The organism is Pseudomonas fluorescens group sp. PF-1 (assembly GCF_054481335.1).
This window is the reverse complement of sequence record NZ_JBTMNG010000001.1, coordinates 721,708-742,015: the sequence shown is the minus strand read 5'-3', so window position 1 is coordinate 742,015 and position 20,308 is coordinate 721,708. Positions and strand designations below refer to the sequence as shown.

The following is a 20,308-nucleotide window of genomic DNA, read 5'->3' as shown; positions in this document are numbered from 1 at the left end:
GTATCGAATCAATGCCGCACATTTTGATCGTCGAAGACGAAACGATTATCCGCTCCGCCTTGCGCCGCCTGCTGGAACGCAACCAGTACCAGGTCAGCGAAGCCGGTTCAGTGCAGGAAGCACAAGAACGCTTCACCATTCCCACGTTCGACCTGATCGTCAGTGACCTGCGCTTGCCTGGCGCACCGGGCACCGAGCTGATCAAACTCGGCCAGGGCACTCCGGTGCTGATCATGACCAGCTACGCCAGCCTGCGCTCGGCGGTCGACTCGATGAAGATGGGCGCGGTGGACTACATCGCCAAGCCTTTCGATCACGACGAAATGCTCCAGGCCGTCGCACGCATCCTGCGTGACCGGCAATCGACGCCTGCCAGCGGTGAACCGGTTGCCGGTAAAGTCGCCAACGGCGCGGCAAAACCGGGTACCGACAACAGCAACGGCGAAATCGGCATCATCGGCTCCTGCCCGCCGATGCAGGACCTGTATGGCAAGATCCGCAAAGTGGCGCCGACCGATTCCAATGTCCTGATCCAGGGCGAGTCCGGCACCGGTAAAGAGCTGGTGGCGCGCGCCCTGCACAACCTGTCGAAACGCGCCAAGGCGCCGATGATCTCGGTAAACTGCGCGGCCATTCCGGAAAGCCTGATCGAGTCCGAATTGTTCGGTCACGAAAAAGGTGCGTTCACCGGTGCGAGCGCCGGGCGTGCAGGCCTGGTGGAAGCGGCGGACGGCGGCACCCTGTTCCTCGATGAAATCGGCGAACTGCCACTTGAAGCACAGGCCCGCCTGCTGCGCGTACTGCAGGAAGGCGAAATTCGCCGGGTGGGCTCGGTACAGTCGCAGAAAGTCGATGTGCGCCTGATCGCCGCGACTCACCGCGACCTCAAGAGCCTGGCGAAAGTCGGCCAGTTCCGTGAAGACTTGTATTACCGCCTCCACGTGATCGCGCTGAAACTGCCGGCCCTGCGTGAGCGCGGTGCCGACGTCAACGAAATCGCCAATGCATTCCTGGCGCGGCAGAGCGCGCGGATCAACCGCACCGACCTGAAGTTTGCCCCGGATGCCGAGCAAGCCATTCGCCATTACTCATGGCCCGGTAACGTTCGAGAACTGGAAAACGCCGTCGAGCGCGCTGTCATCCTAAGCGAGAGCCCGGAAATATCCGCCGAGCTGCTGGGCATCGACATTGAGCTGAGTGATCTGGAAGACGACGAATTCATCGGCCTGGCACCGCAACAAGGCAACAGTGCCGCCAACAACAGCCACGAGCCGACCGAAGACCTGTCCCTGGAAGACTACTTCCAGCACTTCGTCCTTGAACATCAGGACCACATGACCGAAACCGAGCTGGCACGCAAACTCGGGGTAAGCCGCAAATGCCTGTGGGAACGCCGCCAGCGCCTGGGCATCCCACGGCGCAAGACCGGGGTTGCCAGCGAAAGCTGAACGCCACCTGTCTCATGTGCGGGTAACACATGATTTTGTGAAGAAACTGTTACCTCAGGTTTTTCACGTAACAGAAGCCGGGGCTTACGGTAACGAAGCCCCGGCTTTTTTTGGCCTTCAGCCACCCCACCAGTACAGGCAAGCCCTTGTTTTACTGGGGTTTGTAAAAGTTGGCACGCACCCTGCTATATGTTTGGTACAAGAACAATAACAAGCAATGCACAAGACAATAAAAATAAGACGAATCGACTCACGCACAATAAAAACAAGACGGCGAGAGGCGCAGCTAACTGATTCTTTTGGAGAGGCGTTGTATTTGGGGCTTGCCCCACGACCAGGCCGAGAACAACAAAAAACTGTCTTAAGACAGAGCCTGTACTGGTTGGATCGCAAGATCAACGCAACACAGCGACCAAAGCAATCCGTTTGCTCTTGGCTCCCGATTGGGAGGGTCATGAAGGAAAACTTCATGGCGAGGGCACTTAACAAAAACAAAAAGCCCGAAACCAATAATAAAAACAGAGCATGCAACTACTTCTTGGGGAGCTTCGGCTCCCCTTGTAGTTTCTGGCGTTCAGCCCAGACAACGACATCTCCTTCAAGCGCTTTTGCAGCTTCCTACACCATCCCCCGACTAAATGCTAGAATCCCGGCCCATCATGCGGTCATTCTTCGTTTTTGGCCGAACATTCCTTCAAACAGTGCATCCCATGCTGAAGAAGCTGTTCCAGTCATTCCGTACTCCCCTGCGTCGTACGCAACACATCCGCAGCACACCTGAAGTGCTCAACAGCGGCCAACACTCGCTGCAAAAGGCGCAATTCAGCCGTTATGCGGTGAATATCGTCGAACGCCTGCAGGGCGCCGGCTACCAGGCCTACCTGGTCGGCGGCTGTGTGCGCGACATGCTGCTAGGCATCACGCCGAAAGACTTCGATGTCGCCACCAGCGCCACCCCTGAACAGGTACGGGCCGAATTCCGCAATGCGCGGATCATCGGGCGTCGGTTCAAATTGGTGCACATCCACTTCGGCCGCGAAATCATCGAAGTCGCGACCTTCCGCGCCAATCACCCGCAAAACGACGAAGAGGAAGACAGCAATCAGTCCTCCCGCAACGAAAGCGGGCGCATCCTGCGCGACAACGTCTACGGCACCCTGGAAGAAGACGCACAACGCCGCGACTTCACCATCAATGCCCTTTACTACGATCCGGTCAGCGAGCGCATCCTCGACTACGCCAATGGCGTACATGACATTCGCAATCATCTGATCCGCCTGATCGGCGATCCGAAGCAACGCTACCAGGAAGACCCGGTGCGCATGCTGCGGGCCGTGCGTTTCGCCGCCAAATTGAATTTCGGCATCGAAAAGCACAGCGCCCTGCCCATCCGCGACCTGGCACCGATGCTGCGCGAAATTCCGTCAGCCCGCCTGTTCGAAGAAGTGCTGAAGCTGTTCCTCTCCGGCCATGCGGCGGACACCTTCGAGATGCTGGTCGACCTGCAATTGTTCGACCCCCTGTTCCCGGCCAGTGCCGAAGCGCTGGAATACAATCCGACCTACACCCACACATTGATCAGCGAAGCGCTGATCAATACTGATCTGCGCATCAAGCAGAACAAACCGGTGACGCCGGCGTTCCTGTTTGCCGCGCTGCTCTGGCCTGCGCTGCCTGCGCGCGTGTTGCGCCTGCAGGAACGTGGCATGCCGCCGATTCCGGCGATGCAGGAAGCGGCCCACGAGTTGATTGCCGAACAATGCCAGCGCATCGCCATTCCAAAACGCTTCACCATGCCGATCCGAGAGATCTGGGACATGCAGGAGCGTCTGCCCCGTCGCAGCGGTAAACGTGCCGACCTGCTGCTGGACAACCCACGATTCCGTGCCGGTTACGACTTCCTGCTGCTGCGCGAAAGCGCGGGCGAGCAGACTGATGGCCTGGGCGAATGGTGGACGGATTATCAGGATGCCAATGAAAGCGAGCGTCGCGACATGATCCGCGACCTCAGCGGCAAGGATGATGGCACCGGCGCACCGCGCAAGCGTCGCCGCAGTGGTGGCTCCAAGCGCAAGCGCGCCGCGGGCGCCTCGAGCAACACGGACGAATAATCCATGGAACGCATCTACATCGGCATGGGCAGCAATCTGGCGGCCCCCGCCGAACAGTTGCGCAGTGCCGTCGCCGCACTGGCCCGGCTGCCGCGATCGGTACTGGTCGGTGTTTCCGGGTTTTATCAAAGCGACTCGCTGCTTCCTGGACAACCGCGCTACACCAACGCGGTTGCCGCCCTCGACAGCGCCCTGACACCGCTGGAGCTGCTGGATGCGCTGCAAGCCATCGAGAACGAGCAGGGCCGCGAACGCCTTGAACGTTGGGGGCCACGCACCCTGGATCTCGATATCGTGCTGTTCGGTGATCGGCTGATCGATGAGCCACGCCTGAAGGTGCCGCACTACCATATGCAGGAACGAGCCTTTGTCCTGTATCCGCTGGCGGAGTTGGCGCCAGCCGATCTGCGTTTGGCCGATGGCCGCTTCCTCAGCGAACTGCTCGCCGCATGCCCGTTCGTCGGCCTGGAACGCCTGTCCCCAAATTGACCCCAATACCCCTGTGAGAGCGAGCCCGTTCCTACATTGGTGCGGTGTCAGTCCTACAGAACTTGCTGAATCGCATCAGTAACCCCGGTAACACCCCAGACGTAACAAGGCGGTAACACACCTAATTGACTTCCCGAGTTCTCCTCACGACTATAGGCGTCCCGTTGCCGTCAACACGGCATTGAAGGGCGCAATCCAGGCCTTACAAGCACGACAAAAGAACGTGCGCCTGTATTTAACGAAGAATCACGCGCGTTACTCGCAGTAGTTTCCACAGCGCCTGAATGAGGAACTTTTCATGCCAGCCATCACCCTGACCACGCTGCAAGGTCTCAAGCAAAAAGGTGAAAAAATCACCATGCTGACCTGCTATGACGCGACCTTCGCCCACGCCTGCAATCAGGCTGGCGTTGAAGTTTTGCTGGTGGGCGACTCCCTCGGCATGGTTTTGCAAGGTCACGACAGCACCCTGCCGGTCACGACCGCCGAAATGGCTTACCACGTGGCCGCGGTCAAACGCGGTAACACCGATGCGTTGATCCTCGCCGACCTGCCATTCATGGCTTATGCCACCACCGAACAGGCCATGACCAACAGCGCCCTGTTGATGCAGGCTGGCGCGCACATGGTCAAAGTCGAAGGCGCATTGTGGTTGGCGGATTCGATCCGTCTGCTCGCCGAACGCGGCATCCCGGTGTGCGCGCACATGGGCCTGACGCCACAATCGGTGAACATCCTCGGCGGCTACAAAGTCCAGGGCCGTAACGAAAACCAGGCGCGGCAGATGCGTGCCGATGCGATTTCGCTGGAACAGGCCGGCGCGGCAATGCTGCTGCTCGAGTGCGTTCCCAGCGAACTGGCCGAGGAAATCACCCAAGCGGTAAAGATTCCGGTAATCGGCATCGGCGCCGGCAATCGCACCGACGGTCAGGTACTGGTCCTGCACGACATGCTGGGCCTGTCCATGACCGGCCGCGTCCCCAAATTCGTGAAGAACTTCATGGCCGGCCAGGAGAGCATCCACGCAGCCTTGAGTGCCTACGTCACTGAAGTCAAAGCAGCAACTTTCCCCGGCATCGAACACGGATTCTCTGCATGAACACCGTAAAAACCGTACGCGAACTGCGAGCCGCCGTGGCTCGCGCCCGCAGCGAAGGCAAACGCATCGCTTTCGTGCCGACCATGGGCAACCTGCACAGTGGTCATATCGCACTGGTGACCAAAGCCTCGCAACGAGCGGATTTCGTGGTCGCGAGCATTTTCGTCAACCCGTTGCAGTTCGGTGCCGGCGAAGACCTCGACAAGTACCCGCGCACCCTCGCCGCCGATCAGGAGAAACTGCTCCAGGCCGGCTGCCACTTGCTGTTCGCACCCACCGTTGAAGAGATGTACCCCGACGGCATGGCGGGCCAGACCCGCGTCAGCGTCCCACAACTGTCCGAAGGGCTGTGCGGCGCCAGCCGTCCGGGGCATTTCGAGGGCGTGGCGACAGTGGTCAGCAAGCTGTTCAACATGGTCCAGCCGGACCTGGCGATCTTCGGCCAGAAAGACTTCCAGCAACTGGCGGTGATTCGTGCACTGGTTCACGACCTCAACATGCCGATCCAGATCATTGGCGAACCGACCGTTCGCGCCGCCGACGGCCTGGCCCTGTCGTCGCGCAACGGTTTCCTCAACGAAGACCAGCGGGCCGTTGCGCCGGTGGTGTATCGCACGCTGAGCGAGATTGCCGAGTCGATCAAGCAGGGTGAACGCGATTATCCAGCCCTGATCCGCGCACAACTGCAAAAGCTCGAAGCGGCAGGCCTGCGTCCGGATTACCTGGAAATTCGCCATGCGTTGACCTTGCGGCCGGCAATGCCCGAAGACCGCGACCTGGTGATTCTGGTCGCAGCATTCCTGGGCACGACGCGGTTGATCGACAACCTGCACCTGAATCTCGACGCATAATTCCGAGCACCTCCATTCCTGTGGGAGCGAGCTTGCTCGCGATAACGGACTGACATTCAACAGCTGTGTTGGCTGACCGTCAGGCATCGCGAGCAGGCCCCCTCCCACAGAGTTTCCGACTGCTCCGTCAATTGAATTCCAAGCTGTATTGTCGCCCCCAACGCCATCGGGCAAACTGCCCGCCGTTCGATTCCGACCCGGGAAACACTCATGCACGCCATCATGCTCAAAGCCAAGCTGCACCGCGCCGAAGTCACCCATGCCGTACTCGATTACGAAGGCTCCTGCGCCATCGACGGCGAATGGCTGGATTTGTCCGGCATTCGTGAGTACGAACAGATCCAGATTTACAACGTCGACAACGGCGACCGCTTCACCACCTACGCCATCCGTGGCGAAGAAGGTTCGCGCATGATCTCGGTTAACGGTGCCGCCGCGCACAAGGCCAAGGTCGGCGATCGCGTGATCATCTGCGCTTACGCCCATTACAGCGAAGCCGAATTGCTTAATTTCAAGCCGCGCATGCTCTACATGGCGCCAGGCAATGAACTGAGCCACACCAGCAATGCCATTCCGGTTCAGGTCGCCTGATCGAACCCGCCATACTCCACCCCGGGCCCCTCTCTATTGTCCTCGCCTGCCGTACCGGTATAAAAAAGTACCGGTCGCAGGTCAGACAAAGCCAAGACAGATCAACCGGCGAGGTTTACTGTTACCGGTCTGCGCTATTTAATCGTGTGCACGCAGGCTGACCGGACTTCGTCCACAATGTGGCCGAGACATTCCGGGACTTTCAGTGTCATAAAAGCCGTTCAAGTAAAAAGGAAACCCGCAGCGATGGCGTACTACCGCACCCCTCATGACGTTACCGCTCTGCCTGCCTGGCAAGCGTTGAATGACCACCGCCAGGCCATGCAGGATTTCAGCATGCGCGAGGCCTTCAATGCCGACCCGCAGCGCTTTACCCAATTCACCCTCAGCAACTGCGGCCTGTTTCTCGATTATTCGAAAAACCTGATCAACGCCGAGACCCGCAAGCTGCTGGTTGGCCTGGCCAACGAAGTCGACCTCAAGGGCGCGATCAAGTCGCTGTTCGACGGCGAAATCGTCAATGCCTCCGAAGGCCGCCCTGCCCTGCACACCGCCCTGCGTCGCCCGGTTGGCGACAAGCTGTCGGTCAACGGCGTCAACGTGATGCCCGAAGTGCACAAGGTGCTGAACCAGATCACTGACCTCGTGGGCCGCATCCACGACGGTCTGTGGCGCGGTTACACCGAAAAACCGATCACCGATGTGGTGAACATCGGCATCGGTGGCTCGTTCCTCGGCCCTGAACTGGTGTCAGAGGCGCTGCTGGCCTACGCCCAGAAAGGCGTGCGTTGCCACTACCTCGCAAACATCGACGGCAGCGAGTTCCACGAACTGGCCATGAAATTGCGTGCCGAGACCACGCTGTTCATCGTCTCGTCGAAATCCTTCAACACCCTCGAAACCCTGAAAAATGCCCAGGCCGCCCGCGCCTGGTACCTGGCCCAGGGTGGTTCGGAAGCCGAGCTGCATCGTCACTTCATCGCGGTTTCAAGCAACAACGCTGCCGCCGTGGCCTTCGGTATCCGCGAAGAGAACATCTTCCCGATGTGGGACTGGGTGGGCGGGCGTTACTCGCTGTGGTCGGCCATTGGTCTGCCGATTGCCCTGGCCATCGGCATGTCGAACTTCAAGGAGCTGCTGTCCGGTGCCTACACCATGGACCAGCACTTCCTGACCGCGCCGTTCGAACAGAACATGCCCGTGCTGCTGGCCTTGCTCGGCGTGTGGTATGGCAATTTCTGGGGTGCCCAGAGCCACGCGATCCTGCCGTACGACCACTACCTGCGTAACATCACCAAGCACTTGCAACAGCTGGACATGGAATCCAACGGCAAGAGCGTGCGTCAGGACGGCACCGCCGTTTCGACCGATACCGGGCCGGTGATCTGGGGCGGCGTGGGTTGCAACGGTCAGCACGCTTACCACCAATTGCTGCACCAAGGCACCCAATTGATTCCGGCCGACTTCATTGTGCCGATCGTCAGCTTCAACCCGGTGGCCGACCACCACCAGTGGCTGTACGCCAACTGTCTGTCGCAAAGCCAGGCGCTGATGCTCGGCAAAACCCTCGCCGAGGCGCAAGCCGAGCTGCGTGACAAGGGCATGAGCGAAGCCGAAGTGCAACGACTCGCGCCACACAAAGTGATCCCGGGCAACCGTCCGAGCAACACCCTGGTGGTCGAGCGCATCAGCCCGCGCCGCCTCGGCGCACTGGTGGCGATGTACGAGCACAAGGTCTTTGTACAAAGCGTGATCTGGGGCATCAACGCCTTCGACCAGTGGGGCGTGGAGCTGGGCAAGGAGTTAGGCAAGGGCGTCTACAACCGTCTGGTGGGCAGCGAAGAAGCGCCGGCTGACGACGCGTCCACACAAGGCTTGATCAACTACTTCCGTGGTCGTCACCGCGGCTGATTTGACGCTAATCCTGCGTGTGGTACTAACCTTGTAGGAGCTGGCTTGCCAGCTTCTACGAGGGTCGCGCAGCTCCCCTCTTGTCGCAAAAACAAGAATGAGGAACCGTCATGTTCGATATCAGCACGTTTCCCAAAGCCGATGCCGTCCGCCGGGCTGCACAGTTGAGTCAGGACGACTACCATCGTCTTTACCGCGAATCCATTGAACACCCCAGTACCTTCTGGGCCGAACAGGCCAACCGTTTTCTCGACTGGAGCGCACCCTGGCAGACCGTCCAGCGCTATGACCTGAAAACCGGTGAGGCCAGCTGGTTTGCTGGCGGCCAGTTGAACGTCAGTTACAACTGCATCGACCGTCACCTGGAAAAGCGCGGCGATCAAACCGCGATCATCTGGGAAGGCGACGACCCCGCCGAATCCACACAGATCACCTACAGAAAACTGCATCACAACGTCTGTCGCCTGGCCAACGTGCTCAAAAGCCGTGGCGTGAAAAAAGGCGACCGGGTGTGCATCTACATGCCGATGATTCCCGAAGCGGCGTTCGCCATGCTCGCCTGCACGCGCATCGGCGCGGTGCACTCCGTCGTGTTCGGCGGTTTCTCCCCCGATTCATTGCGCGACCGGATTCTCGACGCCGACTGCCGCACCGTGATCACCGCCGATGAAGGCGTGCGCGGCGGCAAGTTCGTGCCACTCAAACAGAATGTCGACAAGGCGCTGCAAAGTTGCCCTGGCGTCAGCACAGTGATCGTGGTCGAGCGCACACAGAATCAGGTGAACTGGGTCGAAGGCCGGGATATCTGGTACCACCAGGCGTTGCGCGATGTCACGGACGACTGCCCACCCGAACCGATGGACGCCGAAGATCCACTGTTCATCCTCTATACCTCCGGCAGCACCGGCAAACCCAAGGGGGTGTTGCACACCACCGGTGGGTATCTGCTGCAGGCAGCGATGACCTTCAAATACGTGCTGGACTACCGCGATGGCGAAGTCTTCTGGTGCACCGCCGATGTCGGCTGGGTGACCGGGCACAGCTACATCGTCTATGGCCCGCTGGCCAATGGCGCGACCACACTGATATTCGAAGGCGTGCCGAGCTACCCGAGCACTTCGCGCTTCTGGCAAGTGATCGATAAACACAAGGTCAACATCTTCTACACCGCCCCCACGGCCCTGCGCGCACTGATGCGTGAAGGCGCCGGGCCGTTGCAGGACACTTCGCGGGCAAGCCTCAGACTGCTGGGCAGCGTCGGTGAGCCGATCAACCCGGAAGCGTGGGAGTGGTACTTCAATGTTGTCGGCGAACAGCGCTGTCCGATCGTCGACACCTGGTGGCAGACCGAAACCGGCGGCATCATGCTCAGCCCCTTGGTCAGCGCGCAACGGATCAAACCCGGCTGCGCCACACAACCGATGTTCGGCGTGCAGCCGGTGCTGCTCGACGAGCACGGCAAGGAAATCAAAGGCGCCGGCAGCGGCGTGCTGGCCATAAAATCGAGTTGGCCAGCGCAGATCCGCAGCGTCTACCGCGACCCGCAACGAATGGTCGACACCTACTTCAAGCCCTACCCCGGCTATTACTTCACCGGTGACGGCGCACGCCGCGACGAAGATGGCGACTATTGGATTACCGGGCGAATTGACGACGTGATCAACGTTTCCGGGCATCGTATCGGCACCGCCGAGGTGGAAAGCGCGTTGGTGCTGCACGACAGCATTGCCGAGGCCGCGGTGGTCGGTTATCCCCATGACGTCAAGGGCCAAGGCATCTATGCCTTCGTCACCCCCATGGACGGCATTACGCCTGACGAAGAACTGAGAAAGGAATTACTGGCCCATGTCAGCAAGGAAATCGGCAGCTTCGCCAAACCGGACCTGATCCAGTGGGCGCCAGCCTTGCCGAAAACCCGTTCGGGCAAGATCATGCGGCGTATCCTGCGCAAGATCGCCTGCAACGAACTGGACAGCCTGGGGGATACCTCGACCCTGGCCGACCCAAGCGTAGTGCAGGGCTTGATCGACAAACGCCTGAACCCATAACGAACCTTTGTAGGAGCAAGCTCGCTCCTGCAGAAACTTACTGAGCCCCCATGGAATTCATCCGCAGCCGTATCGAAAGCCAAATCATGAGCCTGACCGGCTTGTCCCTGGGCAAACTTGATCTGGAAAACCCCAAAGGCGATCCGGGCCTGTTCGGGCCTGACTCGGTGAGTTGGCAGGTTCACGGCGACTTCAGCAGCATGCTCATCGGCGGTATCAGCGCCCTGATGCTGCAAGCCCTGCATCCGCTGGCGCTGGCCGGTGTCTGGGACCATTCGAATTTTCGCGAGGACATGCTCGGTCGCCTGCGCCGCACGGGGCAGTTCATTTCCGGCACCACCTTCGGGTCGCGACAGGACGCCGACTGGCTGATCGAGAAAGTCCGCACCATTCATCTGCAAGTGACCGGCACGGCGCCCGATGGTCGCCCCTATGCCGCCAGCGACCCCGACCTGCTGACCTGGGTGCATGTGGCCGAGGTCAGCAACTTCCTCGCTGCGCACCTGCGCTATCGCAACCCGCACCTTTCTCCGACCGATCAGGATCGCTACTACGCAGAAATCGCCCTGGTCGCCGAACGTCTTGGGGCCCGCGATGTGCCCCGTTCCCGACGCGAAGTTGCCGACTACCTTGAACGCATTCGCCCTCAACTGCTGTGCGACGAACGCAGTCGTGAAGTGTTGCGGCTGCTGTTGAACGCCCCCTCTCCCAGCCGTTTGGCCAAGCCTTTCGGGGGGATGATGATGCAGGCCGGGATCGATCTGCTACCGGACTGGGCCAGTGGCCTGCTCGGCGTCAGCCAGAGCCCGTTGCAACGCAAGCTGATCCGCGCCAGCGTCAATCGCAGCGCACCGATGCTGCGCTGGGCTGTGCGTAATGGCTCGGTGCAGCGTGCCAAACGGCGTATGGGGTTATTGACCTGATGCTCAGAGCTGCAAGCCGCAAACTTGAAGCTTGAAGCTTGAAGCTTGAAGCTTGAAGCTTCAATCTCAGTAACTGCTAAACTCCCGCGCCAAATTCCCTCCTGCAAGGCGCCCAGCATGTCTTCCTTGAATCAGGCGCTGCGCGCCGCCCTTGAATATCGCCAGGACCTGTTGGCCGAACTGCACCCGCAAGGCACCGACTGCTATCGCCTGTTCCATGGCAGCCAGGAAGGCGCCGGGGGCCTGACGATTGACCGCTACGGCCCGCAACTGTTGGTGCAAAGCTTCCACCAGTCGCTGGAACGCGAGGCACTGCTGCAACTGCATGAAATCGTCAACCGGCATCTGGGCCTCGACTTGCTGCTGGTCTACAACGACCGCTCCCGTGGCAACTCGCGTATCGATCGCGAAGACACCGTCTACCGCGCCGACGAAGCGGCCCTGCAAGATCTGGTCGGCCACGAGTGGGGGCTCAATTACCGCGTCCGCGGACGCCACGCCGGGCAAGACCCTTTGCTGTTCCTCGACCTGCGCAACACGCGCGGCTGGGTCAAGGACCACAGCAAAAACAAAAGTGTGCTGAACCTGTTCGCCTACACCTGCGGGGTCGGCCTCAGTGCCGCGGCCGGTGGCGCCAGCGAGGTGTGCAACCTGGACTTCGCCGAAGGCAATCTGGCAGTCGGTCGTGAAAATGGCCTGCTCAACCCGCAATTGCCGACCATGACGTTCATTCAGTCCGATTACTTCCCGGCCATCCGCCAATTGGCCGGCCTGCCGATCAGCCAGCGACGCGGGCAGAAACTGCCAAGCTATCAGCGCCTGGAACAGCGCCAATATGATCTGGTACTGCTCGATCCACCGGCCTGGGCCAAGAGTGCTTTCGGCACCGTCGACCTGCTGCGCGACTACCAGAGCCTGCTCAAGCCCGCCCTGTTGACCACCGCCGACAATGGCGTGCTGATCTGCTGCAACAACCTGGCAAAAGTCAGCATGGACGACTGGCGTGAACAGGTTTTACGTTGCGCCGAGAAAGCCGGGCGGCCGGTGCGTGAGTGGACGGTGATGAAGCCCGGGGCCGATTTCCCGTCGATGGATCATCAACCGCCACTGAAAACTCTGATCCTGCAGCTTTGATCCGTGTCAGACAAATCTGAAAAATCCTGAGCAGGCTGTTTGCTTCGGAACCGGAATCGCGTGCCATACTCCAAGGCACTCCGATTTAGACAGATGAAGCCACACATGTACAAAGGATTGATTCGCGCCATTGGCGCCTTGTTGACTGCTCTGGCGCTCTACAGTCTGCTGGGGTTTCTGATTTTACCGGGCATCGCCCTGCGTATTGCCAACCAGCAACTGGCCAATTACGCCACGATGCCCGCCACTCTCCAGCGGATCGAACTCAACCCGTTCAGCCTTGAAGTGACACTTTGGGGCTTGAGCATCGGCGAGCCCGGCAAGGAGCAGATCGGCTTCGAACGCCTGTACGCCAACCTGCAACTCGATAGCCTCTGGACCAAGACGCTGCATCTGTCCGATATCGAACTGGAAAAATCCAAGACCGAGATCCTCTTCGGCAAGGACGGCAAACTCAACCTGCTCGGGTTGTTCAAACTGCCACAGAGCGAACCGAAACCCGCCGATCCCGATGCAAAACCGTTCCCGCTGCGCATAGACCGGATCAATCTGGCCGGTGGTGTCGTGCACTTCAAGGATGAGCGCCCCAGCGAACCCATCGAATTTATCTACGACAAGCTCGATTTCGAGCTTAAACACCTCAGCACCCGGCCCGAAGACAGTGCCGACATGACATTGGTCGCCATCGGCCCGGGCGGCGGACAGGTCGACTGGACGGGTAACTTCAGCCTGATCCCGATTGCCTCCGAAGGTAAGCTGAAAATCACTGACGGCAAGATGAAATCCTTCTGGCCCTACGTGCGCGACGCAGTGCCCCTGGACCTGGAAAGCGGTGTGGTCAATATCAGCACCGACTACAAACTCAACCTGTCCAAGCAGACCGAGTTGCTGCTGAGCAATGTCGCGGTCAGCGTTGCGCCCTTCTCCATCAAGGCGCCGGATGGACGGCCACTGGTGAAGCTTGAGCGACTGGACATCAGCGATACCACCGTGGACCTGGCCAAACAGCAGGTGGTGGTCGGCAAGATCCGCAGCCGTAAACTGGAAACCTGGGCGGCACTGGAGGCTGATGGCCAACTCGATTGGCAGAAGCTGTTCGCCAGCCAGCCATCCAAACCCGCCGCCAAGGCCAAGGCTGAACCGGCCAGCACGCCGGCGGCAGCCGATTCACCCAAGCCCGCCCCTGCTCCACCGAGCAAACCGTGGCAGGTCCTGCTCAACGACGTGCAACTGCGTGACTATCAGGTGCATCTGGCCGACCGCAAGGCACAACCCGCCGTCGCGCTGGAATTGGGACCATTGAATCTCGACCTTCAGAAGTTCGACAGTCTCAATGGCTCGCCTTTTACGCTCAAGCTCGACACGGGCGTAGGCAAACAAGGCAAGCTTTTGGCAGACGGGGAGGTCAATCTGGCCCCGATCAGCGCCAGACTCAATGTCCAGACCAAGGACATCGACCTGCGGGTCGCCCAGTCCTACATCACGCCATTCATACGCCTGGAACTGCGCAGCGGCATGCTCGGCAGCGATCTGGCGGTCAACCTGAAAAGCACCGAACCCTTGGCCTTCAGCGTTACCGGGCGCGCCCAGGTTGATCAGCTGCATACGCTCGACACCCTGAAAACCCGCGATTTTCTCAAATGGCAGCAGGTCATGGTCGAAGGCCTGAACTATCAACACGGTGATAGCCTCTCGATCGACAGAATCAACCTGATGCAGCCCTATGTGCGATTCATGATCAACGATGACCGCACCACCAACATCGATGATCTGCTGATCCCGCAACCGGCCGATTCCGGCGCCAGGACTGCTGCCGCCAAACCTGCCGCCAGCAAGGACAAGCCACTGGGTATTCATATCGGTGGGATTGCCATCAATGACGGTTCGGCCAACTTCGCCGACTTCAGCCTGACGCCGAACTTCGCGACCGCCATCCAACAACTCAACGGGCAGATCGGCACCATCGACAGCCGCCAGGCCAAACCCGCCAGTGTCGACGTCAAGGGCAAGGTCGACCGCTATGCGCCGGTGACCATCAAGGGTGCGGTCAATCCGTTCGACCCGATGGCCAGCCTCGACATCGCCACCAGCTTCAAACGTGTGGAGCTGACCACGCTGACACCCTACTCAGGCAAGTTCGCCGGTTACCGTATCCGCAAGGGCCGACTCAATCTTGACCTGCATTACCTGATCACCAAAGGCCAGCTAAAAGCCGAGAACAAAGTGGTGGTCGAACAACTGCAACTGGGCGAAAAAGTCGACAGCCCCGACGCCGTGAGCCTGCCGCTGAAACTGGCAATAGCCTTGCTCAAGGACGTCGATGGCAAGATTTCCATCGAACTGCCGGTCACCGGCGACCTCAATAACCCGCAATTCAGCGTCATGCCAATCGTCTGGCAGACCTTGCGCAACCTGATCGTGAAAGCAGCGGCGGCTCCCTTCAAACTGATCGGCGGGCTGGTCAGCGGCGGTGGCTCGGAAGACCTGGGCAGTGTGTCTTTTGCCCCTGGTTCAAGCGACCTGAGCAAGGACGCCGAAGCCGCTTTGGTCAAACTGTCCAACGCGCTCAAAGAGCGTCCGGCCCTGCGTCTGGAGATCGAAGGCACGGCGGCGCAAAGCAGCGACGGCCCATTGATCGCCGAACAACGCCTGGAACGGGAATACCAGTACAACTACTACAAAATGCTCCAGCGCCGCGGCGACAAAGTGCCCGCCCAGGCTTCGATGCTGGTGGTGCCGGACAACGAGAAAGGCCCGCTGCTGGAAGGGATCTACCGCACTCGCCTGAAGACCCAGCCACCCGCCGAATGGAAGGACCTGGGCAAGGAGGAACGCACGGCTAAGATGCGCGCCGACGTGATCAAATTCTGGAGTACCAGCGACGTGCTATTGCGTCAGCTGGGGCAGGATCGCGCCAGCAGCATCAAGGATTATCTGGTCGACAAGGGTCAACTCGCCGATGACCGCGTGTACTTTATCGATGCCCAACTGGGCGAAGCGGAAAAGGACGGCAAGGTCGTTACACCACTGCATCTGGACGCCGAGTGAAGCAAAGACAACGCAAGAACCGATCTCCCGTTCGTTTGCGACGCCACAATAGAACAGGCCCCGACACGAGTGCCGGGGCCTGTAATGGCCACATCCGTATGGCCGTTCGCATGAACTCCTCAGAGACGACAGGCGTATAACTCGGCCCGCCTGCCGCGCCTTCTCCCAGTCCAGGCGAGAAGTCGTGCCTTATTCGGCTTTCAGGCCGTCAGCGGAGACCGCTTTGACGCCTTTGATTTTTTTGGTGATCGCCACGGCAGTGGCTTTCTGAGCGTCAGTCACCGCAACGGTGGATGACAGAGACACGACACCCTTATTGGTTTCAACTTTGATGTCGGTGCCAGGGATGCCTTTTTCGGTGAGCAGGTCACTTTTGACTTTGGTCGTAATCCAGGTATCGGAAGTAGCTTCCTCGGCTTTGGTCATCTCACCGGCCGCCAGCATCATGGGTGCCTGGGTGACTTGAGTCTGTGCAAATGCAGCATTGGCCATGGTCAGGGTCAGCGCGGTAACAGTGGCGGCAGCGATAGCGAACTTCTTCATACGAGTAACTCCTGTTTTTCTGGAAAGTCTGCTGGATTTCTTTTCAGCAGGGTTACCAGAGAGAGTGCGAACGCTGTGCCAACTTTGAAACAGATAATAAATTTAGATAAATCAACAACTTAGAAAAATTGCCATTTTCCGGAATCATGCAAAATGCATGACTTTGAAAATCTCTACATGCAAGTTGCGGGTTTTGCCGCAGGCCTAAGGCCATGAATTAACGCAGTTTTTCTTCAAGCCTCATTTGCTGTGAAGCCGGACAAAAAATACCCCGCGAACGGCGGGGTATTGGCAATCAGCTCATGGATCAGACTTTCGGGGCAACGCCCGTGCAACCTTTGGGCGCGTAGTCCTGATCGACTGTGGTGGCGCACGTCCACCCCGTCAGCGTTCGCGCCAAGGTGATGGTTTTATTCAGCACAGGGCCCGGTGCATTCACAAGCGTGCAGGCAATAGTGCCCGTGCCATCCGCAGCACTACCGGTCGCTGTCATTGTGCAGTTAGAGGTGACTGGTGTCCCGGTTACCTTAGCCAGATCCGGATCGTCGCCTTGATTGATGACGTCTTCGAACGGCACCTTCAAGGCCGAAATCTCAGCCAGCCCCGCCGTCACCTTGGCCCGCGCCTGGTATTTGGAGTACGCAGGAATGGCGAACGTCGCCAGAATCCCGATGATTGCGACCACTATCAGTAGCTCGATCAGGGTAAAGCCTCTTTGTTTGTGCATTGACAGCCTCCGTGCATGAGTCGAAATCTCATGATCTGAAGCTGTCGCAGCACAGCCCATGCCAGGCCCCGCGCGCCCTGTTGGCGGGGTGCACGACCGCCACAACACCCTTTCCCACCCCCAGAATCCGCACTATCTGACAATTTTTGTCACCTCATCCCGGGTGTTGTGGTTCCTCCCTTTGACTAGGCTGTAAGTCGTGCGGCGGGTACTTCAATGCATGAAATCGCCTTTTACGATCTGGCCAGGCAATCGGCCCCGGTCGGCGGATATTCCCCGCGAGGCCCAGCTCAAGAAAGGTATTCCCGAGGAACGCATCGGCACATTCACGATCTATGAGCCAGTCGGGTGCGAACACTGCAACGACAGCGACAAGGGGTGAGCGGGGATTCAGGAAGTGGTGAATGACCACGGCGGATCATGCCAGAAGGCAACTCACTGCAAATCGAAGGGTCACCAAGGACAGAACATGGCGGTCAAAGCAGCAAAAATCAGTGTGTATGCCTGGGAAGGCACTGATCGCAAAGGCACCCGAATAACCGGCGAGCTGAGCGGACATAACCCGGCACTGATCAAGGCGCAGTTACGCAAGCAAGGCATCACCCCCGGCAAGGTTCGCAGGAAAACCCCCTCGCTGCTCAACCTGGGCAACCACATCAAGGCCCGGGACATTGCCCTGTTCACCCGGCAAATGGCAACCATGATGAAAGCCGGGGTGCCGCTACTGCAGTCGTTCGACATCATCGGCGAAGGCTTCGATAACCCGGCCATGCGCGCGCTGGTGGACGAGGTGAAACAGGACGTCGCGGCGGGCAACAGCTTTGCTGCCGCCCTGCGCAAAAAGCCCCGGTATTTCGATGAGCTGTACTGCAATCTGGTGGACGCCGGCGAACAGGCCGGGGCGCTGGATACGCTGCTGGAACGGGTGGCGACTTATAAGGAAAAGAGCGAAAGCCTCAAGGCCAAGATCAAGAAAGCCATGACCTACCCGCTGATGGTGGTGTTCGTCGCGATGATCGTCACCGGGATTCTTCTGGTCAAAGTGGTGCCGCAATTCCAGTCGGTATTCCAGGGATTCGGAGCCGAGTTACCCGCCTTCACTGTGATGGTCATTGGCTTGTCGCGGTTCATGCAGGACGCGTGGTGGATGGTGCTCGGGGTACTGATCGCAGGGGCGTTCGCCATGCGCCATGCCTTCAGGACGTCCCAGGCTTTTCGCGACCGAATGGACGCCGGGTTGTTGAAACTGCCGCTGGTGGGCACCTTGATGTACAAATCCGCCGTGGCCCGTTTCGCCCGTACGCTGGCGACCACGTTCGCCGCCGGTGTGCCGCTGGTGGAAGCTCTGGAGTCAGTGGCGGGCGCGACCGGCAACATTGTGTTCAAGCGCGCAGTGCAGCGGATCAAGCAGGACGTTTCGACGGGCATGCAGCTGAGTTTCGCCATGCGCACTTCGGGCATCTTTCCGAACATGGCCATCCAGATGACCGCCATTGGCGAGGAGTCTGGTGCGCTGGACGGTATGCTCGACAAGGTCGCGGGTTTCTACGAAGACGAAGTCGATAACATGGTCGATAATCTGACCAGCCTGATGGAACCGTTCATCATGGTGGTGCTGGGCGTTATCGTCGGTGGCCTGGTCGTCGCGATGTACCTGCCCATCTTCCAACTCGGCTCAGCGATCTGATATGCCCTTGAACGAATTTCTCACCCACTACCCGCTAGCCTTTGTCGTCATCACCGGGGTGATCGGCCTGCTGGTCGGCAGCTTTCTTAACGTGCTGATCTGGCGCCTGCCGAAAATGCTCGAGCGCGAGTGGCGCCTGCAGGCCCATGACATTCTCGGGCTGCCCGGCGAAACACCGCTGCCGACCTACAACCTGCTGCTGCCCCATTCCCAGTGCCCGCACTGCGGTCACCGGATTCGGGCGTGGGAAAATATTCCGCTGCTCAGTTTCCTGCTGCTGCGCGGACGCTGCTCGTCTTGCACGACACCGATCAGCAAACGATACCCATTGACCGAACTCGCCTGCGGCCTGTTGTCGGCGTTCATTGCCTGGCACTTCGGTTTCGGCTGGCCAGCCGGCATGACCCTGCTACTGACGTGGGGCCTGCTGGCCATGAGCCTGATCGACGTTGAACATCAATTGTTGCCGGACGTGCTGGTGCTGCCGCTGATGTGGCTGGGGCTGATCGTCAACAGCCTCGGCCTGTTCGCGCCGTTGCAGGATGCATTGTGGGGCGCGATCACCGGCTATATGGCGCTGTGGTCGGTGTTTTGGTTGTTCAAACTGATCACCGGCAAGGAAGGCATGGGCCATGGCGATTTCAAATTGCTGGCGATGTTTGGCGCCTGGGGTGGCTGGCAAATATTACCGCTGACCATCCTCCTCTCCTCCCTGGCGGGTGCCGTGATTGGCTTGATTATCCTGCGCCTGCGCAAGGCAAAAACCTCGACCCCCATCCCCTTCGGGCCCTATCTGGCCATTGCTGGCTGGATTGCCTTGCTCTGGGGTGTTCAAATAACCGACTTCTATTGGCAGTTTGTCGGTTTGAAATGAATACCCCTGTGGAAAAACCCTGGATTCTCGGCCTCACCGGCGGCATCGGCAGCGGAAAAAGCGCGGCGGCCCAACATTTCATCGACCTCGGCGTGCATGTGGTCGATGCCGATCATGCCGCCCGTTGGGTGGTCGAACCGGGGCGGCCGGCGCTGGCGAAGATCGCCGAACACTTCGGCCCGGATGTGTTACTCGCCGACGGGCAACTGGACCGCGCCGCGCTGCGCAAACGGATCTTCGAGGTGCCGGAAGAACGTCGCTGGCTCGAAGCGTTGCTGCATCCGCTGATCGCCGAGGAAATCGCTCGACATCTGGCGCTGGCAAAATCGCCTTATGCGATTCTGGTTTCGCCGCTGCTGATCGAGTCCGGGCAGTACGCCATGACCCAACGGGTGCTGGTGATCGATGTCCCTGAACAGCTACAGATCGAACGCACACTGCGGCGTGACCAGACGAGCGAGCAGCAGGTCCAGGCGATCCTCAAGGCCCAATCCAGCCGCCAGGGTCGCCTGAAACACGCCGACGACGTGGTGGTCAACGACCGCGACCTCGCCTGGCTGCACAGCGAGGTTGAACGCCTGCATCACTTTTACCTTACTTTGCGTGGAGGCCAGTCATGAGCCAAACCCCAACCGTCGAATGCCCGACTTGCGGAGCCCCTGTCGAATGGAGTCCCGAAAGCAAATTCCGCCCGTTCTGTTCGGACCGTTGCAAACTGATCGACCTGGGGGCCTGGGCGTCGGAAGAACACAAGATTCCCGTGGCCCCCGATGCCGAGGACGAGTTGTTCAGCGGCGACTTCGATCCGCGTCACTGATGCCCGT

17 protein-coding genes and 1 pseudogene are annotated in these 20,308 nt (G+C 59.5%); 16 read left to right on the top strand and 2 right to left on the bottom strand.

Annotated features, from left to right (window positions below):
* The first annotated feature begins 11 nt into the window (after positions 1 to 11).
* The 11 genes from ACX3YD_RS03570 to ACX3YD_RS03520 all read left to right on the top strand — a co-directional run bounded on the left by ACX3YD_RS03570 (position 12) and on the right by ACX3YD_RS03520 (position 15,653).
* Positions 12 to 1,448, top strand: coding sequence for a sigma-54-dependent transcriptional regulator (locus ACX3YD_RS03570; RefSeq protein WP_047533330.1), 1,437 nt, complete (start codon positions 12 to 14; stop codon positions 1,446 to 1,448).
* A 710-nt stretch (positions 1,449 to 2,158) separates the two neighbouring features.
* Positions 2,159 to 3,559, top strand: coding sequence for a polynucleotide adenylyltransferase PcnB (locus ACX3YD_RS03565; protein WP_458959276.1), 1,401 nt, complete (start codon positions 2,159 to 2,161; stop codon positions 3,557 to 3,559).
* 3 nt (positions 3,560 to 3,562) lie between these two features.
* Positions 3,563 to 4,048: a 2-amino-4-hydroxy-6-hydroxymethyldihydropteridine diphosphokinase gene (gene folK, locus ACX3YD_RS03560; RefSeq protein ID WP_103406707.1), complete on the top strand. Its 486-nt coding sequence runs from the start codon at positions 3,563 to 3,565 to the stop codon at positions 4,046 to 4,048.
* Positions 4,049 to 4,346: 298 nt separating this feature from the next.
* Positions 4,347 to 5,147 carry a 3-methyl-2-oxobutanoate hydroxymethyltransferase gene (panB, locus tag ACX3YD_RS03555; RefSeq protein WP_103406708.1) on the top strand — a complete coding sequence of 267 codons (801 nt, stop codon included), beginning with the start codon at positions 4,347 to 4,349 and terminating at the stop codon, positions 5,145 to 5,147.
* Positions 5,144 to 5,998 carry a pantoate--beta-alanine ligase gene (gene panC / locus ACX3YD_RS03550; RefSeq protein ID WP_103406709.1) on the top strand — a complete coding sequence of 285 codons (855 nt, stop codon included), beginning with the start codon at positions 5,144 to 5,146 and terminating at the stop codon, positions 5,996 to 5,998. The genes panB and panC overlap by 4 nt, the downstream gene beginning before the upstream one ends.
* Before the next feature lie 210 nt (positions 5,999 to 6,208).
* The gene (gene panD / locus ACX3YD_RS03545) at positions 6,209 to 6,589 is read left to right on the top strand and encodes an aspartate 1-decarboxylase (protein WP_458959275.1); all 381 of its coding nucleotides are present in this window, start codon (positions 6,209 to 6,211) and stop codon (positions 6,587 to 6,589) included.
* Positions 6,590 to 6,835: 246 nt separating this feature from the next.
* Positions 6,836 to 8,500, top strand: coding sequence for a glucose-6-phosphate isomerase (gene pgi / locus ACX3YD_RS03540; protein ID WP_458959274.1), 1,665 nt, complete (start codon positions 6,836 to 6,838; stop codon positions 8,498 to 8,500).
* A 110-nt stretch (positions 8,501 to 8,610) separates the two neighbouring features.
* Entirely contained in the window at positions 8,611 to 10,548 is a 1,938-nt protein-coding gene (gene acs / locus ACX3YD_RS03535) for an acetate--CoA ligase (RefSeq protein WP_103406801.1), read from the top strand.
* Positions 10,549 to 10,598: 50 nt separating this feature from the next.
* Positions 10,599 to 11,471 (top strand): oxygenase MpaB family protein, encoded by an 873-nt coding sequence (locus tag ACX3YD_RS03530; RefSeq protein WP_458959273.1) that lies wholly within the window; start codon positions 10,599 to 10,601, stop codon positions 11,469 to 11,471.
* Positions 11,472 to 11,588: 117 nt separating this feature from the next.
* Positions 11,589 to 12,605, top strand: coding sequence for a class I SAM-dependent rRNA methyltransferase (locus ACX3YD_RS03525; RefSeq protein ID WP_458959272.1), 1,017 nt, complete (start codon positions 11,589 to 11,591; stop codon positions 12,603 to 12,605).
* A 93-nt stretch (positions 12,606 to 12,698) separates the two neighbouring features.
* Positions 12,699 to 15,653, top strand: a complete 2,955-nt coding sequence (locus tag ACX3YD_RS03520; protein ID WP_103406798.1) for a DUF748 domain-containing protein — start codon at positions 12,699 to 12,701, stop codon at positions 15,651 to 15,653.
* Between the two features lie 189 nt (positions 15,654 to 15,842).
* Here the strand turns inward: ACX3YD_RS03520 and ACX3YD_RS03515 are convergent, their stop codons facing one another.
* Together ACX3YD_RS03515 and ACX3YD_RS03510 are read right to left on the bottom strand one after the other, a co-directional pair.
* A complete protein-coding gene (locus ACX3YD_RS03515; protein WP_458959271.1) occupies positions 15,843 to 16,196 on the bottom strand; it encodes a BON domain-containing protein in 354 nt (117 codons plus the stop codon).
* A gap of 307 nt (positions 16,197 to 16,503) precedes the next feature.
* On the bottom strand, positions 16,504 to 16,923 hold the full coding sequence (locus tag ACX3YD_RS03510; protein WP_103406796.1) for a pilin: 420 nt from the start codon (positions 16,921 to 16,923) through the stop codon (positions 16,504 to 16,506).
* Positions 16,924 to 17,182: 259 nt separating this feature from the next.
* Here ACX3YD_RS03510 and ACX3YD_RS03505 point away from each other — a divergent pair.
* From ACX3YD_RS03505 to yacG, 5 genes and pseudogenes are all read left to right on the top strand, one after another.
* A pseudogene (locus tag ACX3YD_RS03505) lies at positions 17,183 to 17,391 on the top strand (type IV-A pilus assembly ATPase PilB); the annotation flags it as partial.
* Between the two features lies 1 nt (position 17,392).
* A complete protein-coding gene (locus ACX3YD_RS03500; protein WP_458959270.1) occupies positions 17,393 to 18,610 on the top strand; it encodes a type II secretion system F family protein in 1,218 nt (405 codons plus the stop codon).
* 1 nt (position 18,611) lies between these two features.
* Positions 18,612 to 19,484 (top strand): prepilin peptidase, encoded by an 873-nt coding sequence (locus tag ACX3YD_RS03495; RefSeq protein WP_458959269.1) that lies wholly within the window; start codon positions 18,612 to 18,614, stop codon positions 19,482 to 19,484.
* Positions 19,481 to 20,104: a dephospho-CoA kinase gene (gene coaE / locus ACX3YD_RS03490; protein WP_458959268.1), complete on the top strand. Its 624-nt coding sequence runs from the start codon at positions 19,481 to 19,483 to the stop codon at positions 20,102 to 20,104. The genes ACX3YD_RS03495 and coaE overlap by 4 nt, the downstream gene beginning before the upstream one ends.
* Positions 20,101 to 20,301: a DNA gyrase inhibitor YacG gene (gene yacG / locus ACX3YD_RS03485; protein WP_008058361.1), complete on the top strand. Its 201-nt coding sequence runs from the start codon at positions 20,101 to 20,103 to the stop codon at positions 20,299 to 20,301. Before coaE ends, yacG begins: the two co-directional genes overlap by 4 nt.
* Positions 20,302 to 20,308: the final 7 nt, after the last annotated feature.